This is a genomic window from Paenimyroides ceti, from assembly GCF_030409925.1.
Genome location: NZ_JAUFQU010000063.1, coordinates 7,501 through 14,209, shown reverse-complemented (window position 1 = coordinate 14,209; position 6,709 = coordinate 7,501). Strand labels below are relative to the sequence as shown.

The window sequence follows — 6,709 nt, the reverse complement described above, 5'->3', positions numbered from 1 at the left end:
AACATGAAATGCTCGAATCCGCCTTTTTCAATCTGCTCATGATTTAACTGAAGTTCCTGAATATAAGGACTTACAAGTTGATCATCTTTTATTTTTCGGATTTTAACGGGTTTGTTTAACCGTATGATGGCCATTTCTTCGTCTTCCAGATAAATGGCATTATTGGTATATTCGATAAATGGAGATGCATCTGAAGCGATGAAAAATTCATTTTCACCCAAACCGATTGCAAGTGGACTTCCTAAACGGGCAGCCACAATCTCGTTGGTTTTTTCAAATCCATCACACCAGATAGCATAAGCACCCACTACCTGATTTAAGGCTACCTGAACGGCTTTTCCTAATTTTAAGTTTTTGCTTTTCTGAATTTCTTCAATTAAATTCACTAAAACTTCAGTATCGGTGTCAGATTTGAACGTATATCCTCTGTTGATTAATTCAATTTTCAGAGGCTCGTAGTTTTCAATGATACCGTTGTGTTGATTACCAACTCTCCTGAATTGGAATAGTGAGGGTGTGAATTGACGTCATTAGGTACACCGTGGGTTGCCCAACGTGTGTGTCCCATTCCCATCGTGCCTTTATTATCTATCTCCTTCGATGCTTTTTCTTCTAAATCAGAAACTTTTCCTTTAGTTTTTGATTATTTTAATTCATCATCATTGTATAGTACGATTCCGGCACTGTCATAACCTCTGTACTCTAAACGCTTTAATCCTTTGATTATAATTGGATACGCTTCTCTATGTCCGATATATCCTACAATTCCACACATATATTATTAATTGTTTTCTTTGGTGTAATAAATTTCTAACTTGATTCTCTTAGCTGTGTCAGGGTGATTTGCACCATACAAAACACTACCGAAAGGAAATGCTGCCGAAAGGGTCGGGATTTTTTTCGGAAATGTGTTTTTATCTTTTAAAAGTGTAAAATTACCTTGTGTAATATCATCAACAACTGCCAGACCAAGTTTCACGTTAGTTGAATCTTTTCTGATGAGATTGTTGATGTGCGATGTGATTCTGAAACGGTATTTGGTAACGTTGTCAGTTGTGTTTTTGTCTAATATTCCGTTATAAACTTTTTTAGCCGGATTGGTAGAAGTATCAGCTGTGTAATCTATCAATGCTTTGTTATTGGTAAGATCGTATAAAAACAAACGGTACGGATCTGTTCCTGCTGCGTTCGCCATTGTAGCGTTGTCAACATACACAGTTAGTACAGCCTGATTGATCAGCCAGTTTTTTGATTTGATATATTCCAGCTCATCGGCAATGTTGTTATTGTTGGCATCTTCACCAAACAGATTGATTTCTGCAATAGAGCCTTCAGTACCTCTGATCCATAGTTTCTGATCGTTATTATTGGTCAGTTGATTTTGATAAGTCTGACTGTTTACTGTTTCAAAAAGATTGACTGTAGTGGCATTTCTTGTGTTTCCACTTGAAGCTGAGTGTCCTAAATTAATGTAAGAGTTTTTCTCTCGCGCGTAGTTTCTCCGTCGTTATTGGTTTTGTCCTGCTTATAAATAAATACAAGAGTTCCTTCAGAAACTGCGAGTTGGGCTAATGCACTTTGGTTATAAAGATCCTCTACATTGAAGTACAAGCCTCTGAAGAATTCTTTTAGTACATTATTATTCAGAATTCCTTTATAGGTATTATTCGCAAAAAAAGCGATTTTGGAAATAGGTTTTGTCCAAATCGAGCCACATACCGGTTTTTTTCGCTCCTTGATGACAGGGTTTCCGTTGGCATCTTTAATAATTTCTCCCTGACTGTTGTATTTGTATAATCTGATTTCTGATTTATCAATTACAAAATCAGAGTTCTGAGCCGTATTGGTTGAATTGTTAATTATATTCGTCCCGTTCAATCCCTTTTTATTGCTGTCAAAAGTGTTTTTCTGATCAGAAAAGTATTGTTGTGCTTCTAAACCTTCTCCGGGATTGACATCTCTCAGAAAATAACCGTTTTCATATACATTAATGAAAACTTACCGGTTCCGTATACATTGGTGAGATTATAAGTGGCGTTTCCGTCAGAATCGGTTTCAGCAACAGTACTTGTATAAGGGATATATACATATACAGAATCTAATACAGGATTGTTTCCGATTTCAGAAAGTTCTGTACCCTTTATCATTTCTATTTGTGTCACAAAATGAGCTGTTGTTTTACCGAAAACACCGTTCTGGAAAACACCAAAGGTATTATAAGGTAAGTTACGGGAATTAAAACGCCGGTTTTTACCATTTTTGATTCCACATTGGCAACTCATATTTGTCAAAACCAAACTCATCTTCTCCGAAAATTTCGGAACCGACTTCAGTAAAATCTTTATCACAAGAAGTGAACGTCAATGTTGATACAGTTAACAGGAGTGCTGCATAAAATCCTTTCTTCATAAATATGCGTTGACTTATAAAACTTTATTTTTATAAAAGTCCAAATAAACTTCAGACATTTTTTCTTTAGCGGTGAAAGGTAAGAAAGGTTTTTTCGAACTTTCTATATAATTTGTTAAAAGTGGAGAAGCTTCTTCTGAAGATATGATTACACCATCAGAGTTGTTGATGGCATTGATCATAATGTTTTCGAATGTAGCATCTTTCAACATTTCAATTGATTGTTCATCAAAACCGTCAAAAGCTACTTTTTCAAACATATTATCCGATAAAACACCGTCAAAACTGCTTTTAAATATTGAAGTGACAATTTTTGTATCTGCAAATATGCTGTCGTCTTTGTAATATTGTTTCATATATAAAGGCAGAAGAGAAGCAAGCCATCCGTGAACATGGATGATGTCGGGTACCCAATTGAGTTTTTTTACTGTTTCAATTACGCCTTTAGTGAAGAAGATGGCACGTTCGTCATTATCTTCAAATAATTTAGCATCCTCATCGACAAAGGTGCATTTTCTTTTAAAATACTCGTCGTTATCGATAAAATAGACCTGAATTCGTTCCTTTGGTATAGAGGCAACCTTAATAATTAAAGGCATATCCATATCATTGACCACTAAGTTCATACCTGATAAGCGAATTACCTCATGGAGTTGGTGCCTCCTTTCATTAATGCTTCCGTAGCGAGGCATGAAGATACGAATCTGTCCGCCTATATCATTAATCATTTTTGGAGCATCAAATGATGCCTGAGATACTTCATTTCGGGTAAATAGGGTACTACTTCTGATGATACGAATAATATCCTCTTGTCTTTCATCATTGAATTCTATTTTTTTAATTAAAATGTTCTAAAAACAAGCAAAATTACAAAAAATAACGACTTATTTATCTAAAACACTAATTTTGCACTCTTTGAAATGAAACAAAATGTTGGTTTACACAAAACAGAATGATTTGAAAAAGCACTTAGAGCCTTTGATTGACAGTCGTCAAACAATTGGATTAGTGCCAACTATGGGAGCTATTCATCAGGGACACTTATCGTTGATGCAGCAGGCATTGGAAGAAAATGACACGGTTGTGGTAAGTATTTTTGTCAATCCTACCCAATTCAACAATGCAGATGATCTGAAAAAATATCCGAGAACTTTAGAAAAAGACATCGCTTTTATAGAAACGCTTTCCGATAAAATAATCATTTTTGCACCTTCGGTAGATGATATTTATGAAGGAGAAACCATTGCTCAGGAGTTTGAATATGACGGACTCGAAAACCAGATGGAAGGTGTCAATCGTCCCGGGCATTTTAACGGAGTCGGTACCATTGTAAAAAAGTTGTTTGAAATAATTTGGCCAACTAGGGCATATTTTGGAGAAAAAGATTTTCAGCAACTTCAGATCATTCGAAAAATGGTTCAGAAATTTCGACTGCCTGTGCAGATTGTAGGTTGTCCTATTTTTAGACAGGAAGATGGTTTGGCACGAAGTTCGAGAAATGAATTACTGTCTGCTGAAGCAAAGCAGGAAGCCACACTTATCTATAAAATATTAAAGCAGCTCGGGAAATGTTTCCTGAATCATCACTCGAAAATGTCCGTGAATTTGTGACAGAAGAATTTAAAAAAACACCCTAACTTTGCATTGGAGTATTTTGAAATTGCAGATGAAGAAACATTGGTTCATGCAATAGAAAAAAAAGCCGGGAAAAAAATACCGTGGCTTTGTGGTGGCTCATATAGATAACGTAAGATTAATAGACAACATTTTATTAAATTAATTACCTTTGCCTTATGCAAATAGAAGTTTTAAAATCAAAAATCCACCGTGTAAAAGTTACCGGGGCTGATTTAAATTATATAGGAAGTATTACAATTGATGTTGAATTGATGGAAGCTTCCAATATTATTGAAGGAGAAAAGGTTTCGATTGTAAACATCAATAATGGAGAACGTTTTGATACGTATGCTATTCCGGGACCAAGAAAAAGCGGTGAAATTACGCTGAACGGACCGGCGGCAAGAAGAGTGCATAAAGACGATATCATCATTGTGATTACCTATGCTTTGATGGATTTTGAAGAAGCAAAAACATTTAACCGTGGATTATCTTTCCAAATGAAAAAGACAATTCGCTTACTTAACACTTGAAAACGAAAATTAAAAAAATAGTAAACATCCTACTCCCACTTTTGTTGGGAGTTTTTTTCGTTTACTATGCATACATACAATTTACTCCGGAGCAGCTTACAGAAATGAAAAGTTACTTTTCTCATGTCAATTATCAGTACATTGTTCTTGCTACTTTTTTTTCTGTAATAGGATTGGTTTCGCGTGCATACCGATGGAAATATGCTCTTAATTATTTGGGGTATGAGTCCTCATTCAACAATAACATGATGGCGGTTTGTGTGGGTTATCTGATGAATCTTACCATACCAAGATCAGGTGAATTATCAAGAGCAGTGGTGTTGCAGAAATACGAAAAAATTCCTTTTGACAAAGGTTTCGGAACGATTATAGCGGAGCGCGTCATTGATCTGATTTTTTTATTAGTGTTTGTTCTTATAGCTGTTTCTCTGCAATACCATCAATTAAAAGATTTTTTGTCAGAGAAAATTCCTTTACAAAATCTTGTGTTGTCTGGGTTTGTTCTTTTAGTCTTAATGATGGCAGGAATTTATCTTGTATTTTATTCTGACTGGTCTTTTTTTAAATTTATCAGACAAAAGATTCAGGGTTTGATAGAAGGAGTGCTGAGTATTTTCAAGATGCCGCATCGCTTACCATTTTTATTGCATACGTTTATCATTTGGATTTCTTATATCCTGACCTTTTATTATGGTACTTTTATTCTGCAGGAAACCGTAGGCATTTCTTTTGGAGTTGTCATGGTCACTTTTGTTGTGGGTAGCGTTGCCATGACTTTTACGAGTGGCGGATTCGGAGCTTTTCCTCTTATGATTTCCCAGATCATGGTTTTATATGGAATATCGGCAACGGTGGGTACTTCTTTCGGTTGGATTCTGTGGATTTTACAAACCGTATTTACGATTATCACAGGGGCAATTTCTTTTCTTTTATTGCCCGTTTTGAATAAAAATAAATAACCTTCTCAAATAAATAACCGTATAGAGTATTGCTTAAAAATGTTGTATTTTTGACTATAACTTAGTTAGTATGGCAAAAGTAAAAACAGCTTTTTTTTGTTCGTCTTGTGGTACACAATTCTCCAAATGGCAGGGACAGTGCTCAGCTTGTAAACAGTGGAATACTATTGTAGAGAAGTCATTCAGAAAGAAGAAAAAGTTTCGTGGCAGACAAAATCTTCTACGGGAGTACGCAAAGTATCCAAACCTTTGTTGATTAACGAAATTGACAGTACACGGGAAATTCGACTCAATACGCTGGATGGAGAGCTAAATCGTGTTTTAGGGGGCGGACTTGTTCCGGGATCGATGATTCTTTTAGGAGGAGAACCGGGAATTGGTAAAAGTACCTTATTGCTGCAATTATCCTTAAAACTTCCGTACAAAGTATTATATGTTTCCGGAGAAGAAAGTCAGAAACAGATAAAAATGCGTGCCGAAAGAGTCAATCCTAATAATACTACGTGCTATATACTTACCGAACCAATACTCAGAATATTTTCAGACAAATTGAAGAGATTGATCCGGAAGTACTTATTATAGACTCTATACAAACCCTGCATACAGATTATATTGAGGCATCTGCCGGGAGTGTTTCACAAATTAAAGAAACTACCGCAGAGCTGATTAAATTTGCCAAGGAAACCAATACACCGGTAATTCTCATAGGTCATATTACTAAAGATGGTAATATTGCCGGACCAAAGATTCTGGAACACATGGTAGATACGGTATTGCAATTTGAAGGAGATCGAAACCATGTATACCGCATTTTAAGAGCCTTAAAAAACAGGTTCGGATCTACTGCAGAACTGGGTATTTATGAGATGCTGGGCAATGGTTTACGGGAAGTCGCCAATCCTTCAGAAATTTTTATTGTCTCATCGTGAAGAAGAATTGTCTGGTACAGCCATAGCTTCTACGCTTGAGGGTATGCGTCCGTTAATGATAGAAGTTCAGGCGCTGGTAAGCACGGCTGTTTATGGAACTCCGCAAAGAAGCGCTACGGGATATAATCTCAACGCCTCAATATGATTTTGGCTGTACTTGAAAAAAGGGCAGGATTCAGACTTGGAGCTAAAGATGTTTTCTTAAATATTACAGGAGGGATATCGGTAGATGATCCTGCTATAGATTTGGCAGTTGTAGCGT

Annotated in this window: 5 protein-coding genes and 5 pseudogenes (1 of these 10 cut by a window edge); 4 read left to right on the top strand and 6 right to left on the bottom strand. The window is 36.1% G+C overall.

Annotated elements, in window-relative coordinates:
- The 6 genes and pseudogenes from QW060_RS23305 to QW060_RS23280 form a co-directional block, all read right to left on the bottom strand.
- A pseudogene (locus tag QW060_RS23305) lies at positions 1–775 on the bottom strand (glutamine--fructose-6-phosphate transaminase (isomerizing)); the annotation flags it as partial.
- Positions 776–781: 6 nt separating this feature from the next.
- Positions 782–1,471: a DUF4270 family protein gene (locus tag QW060_RS23300; RefSeq protein WP_290365269.1), complete on the bottom strand. Its 690-nt coding sequence runs from the start codon at positions 1,469–1,471 to the stop codon at positions 782–784.
- Entirely contained in the window at positions 1,462–1,878 is a 417-nt protein-coding gene (locus QW060_RS23295; RefSeq protein ID WP_397386132.1) for a hypothetical protein, read from the bottom strand. The genes QW060_RS23300 and QW060_RS23295 overlap by 10 nt, the downstream gene beginning before the upstream one ends.
- An 83-nt stretch (positions 1,879–1,961) precedes the next feature.
- Complete coding sequence (locus QW060_RS23290) at positions 1,962–2,282, bottom strand: DUF4270 family protein (protein ID WP_290365267.1); 321 nt, start codon at positions 2,280–2,282, stop codon at positions 1,962–1,964.
- Entirely contained in the window at positions 2,251–2,409 is a 159-nt protein-coding gene (locus QW060_RS23285; protein WP_290365266.1) for a hypothetical protein, read from the bottom strand. The genes QW060_RS23290 and QW060_RS23285 overlap by 32 nt, the downstream gene beginning before the upstream one ends.
- Before the next feature lie 14 nt (positions 2,410–2,423).
- Positions 2,424–3,229 (bottom strand): annotated as a pseudogene (locus QW060_RS23280) (glycogen/starch synthase).
- A 110-nt stretch (positions 3,230–3,339) separates the two neighbouring features.
- On the opposite strand from QW060_RS23280, the pseudogene panC reads away from it, so the two are divergent.
- The 4 genes and pseudogenes from panC to radA form a co-directional block, all read left to right on the top strand.
- Positions 3,340–4,189: pseudogene (gene panC, locus QW060_RS23275) on the top strand (pantoate--beta-alanine ligase).
- Positions 4,190–4,202: 13 nt separating this feature from the next.
- A pseudogene (panD, locus tag QW060_RS23270) lies at positions 4,203–4,552 on the top strand (aspartate 1-decarboxylase).
- A gap of 3 nt (positions 4,553–4,555) precedes the next feature.
- Positions 4,556–5,518 carry a lysylphosphatidylglycerol synthase transmembrane domain-containing protein gene (locus tag QW060_RS23265; protein WP_290364313.1) on the top strand — a complete coding sequence of 321 codons (963 nt, stop codon included), beginning with the start codon at positions 4,556–4,558 and terminating at the stop codon, positions 5,516–5,518.
- A 70-nt stretch (positions 5,519–5,588) separates the two neighbouring features.
- A pseudogene (radA, locus tag QW060_RS23260) lies at positions 5,589–6,709 on the top strand (DNA repair protein RadA) (it continues 242 nt past the right edge of the window).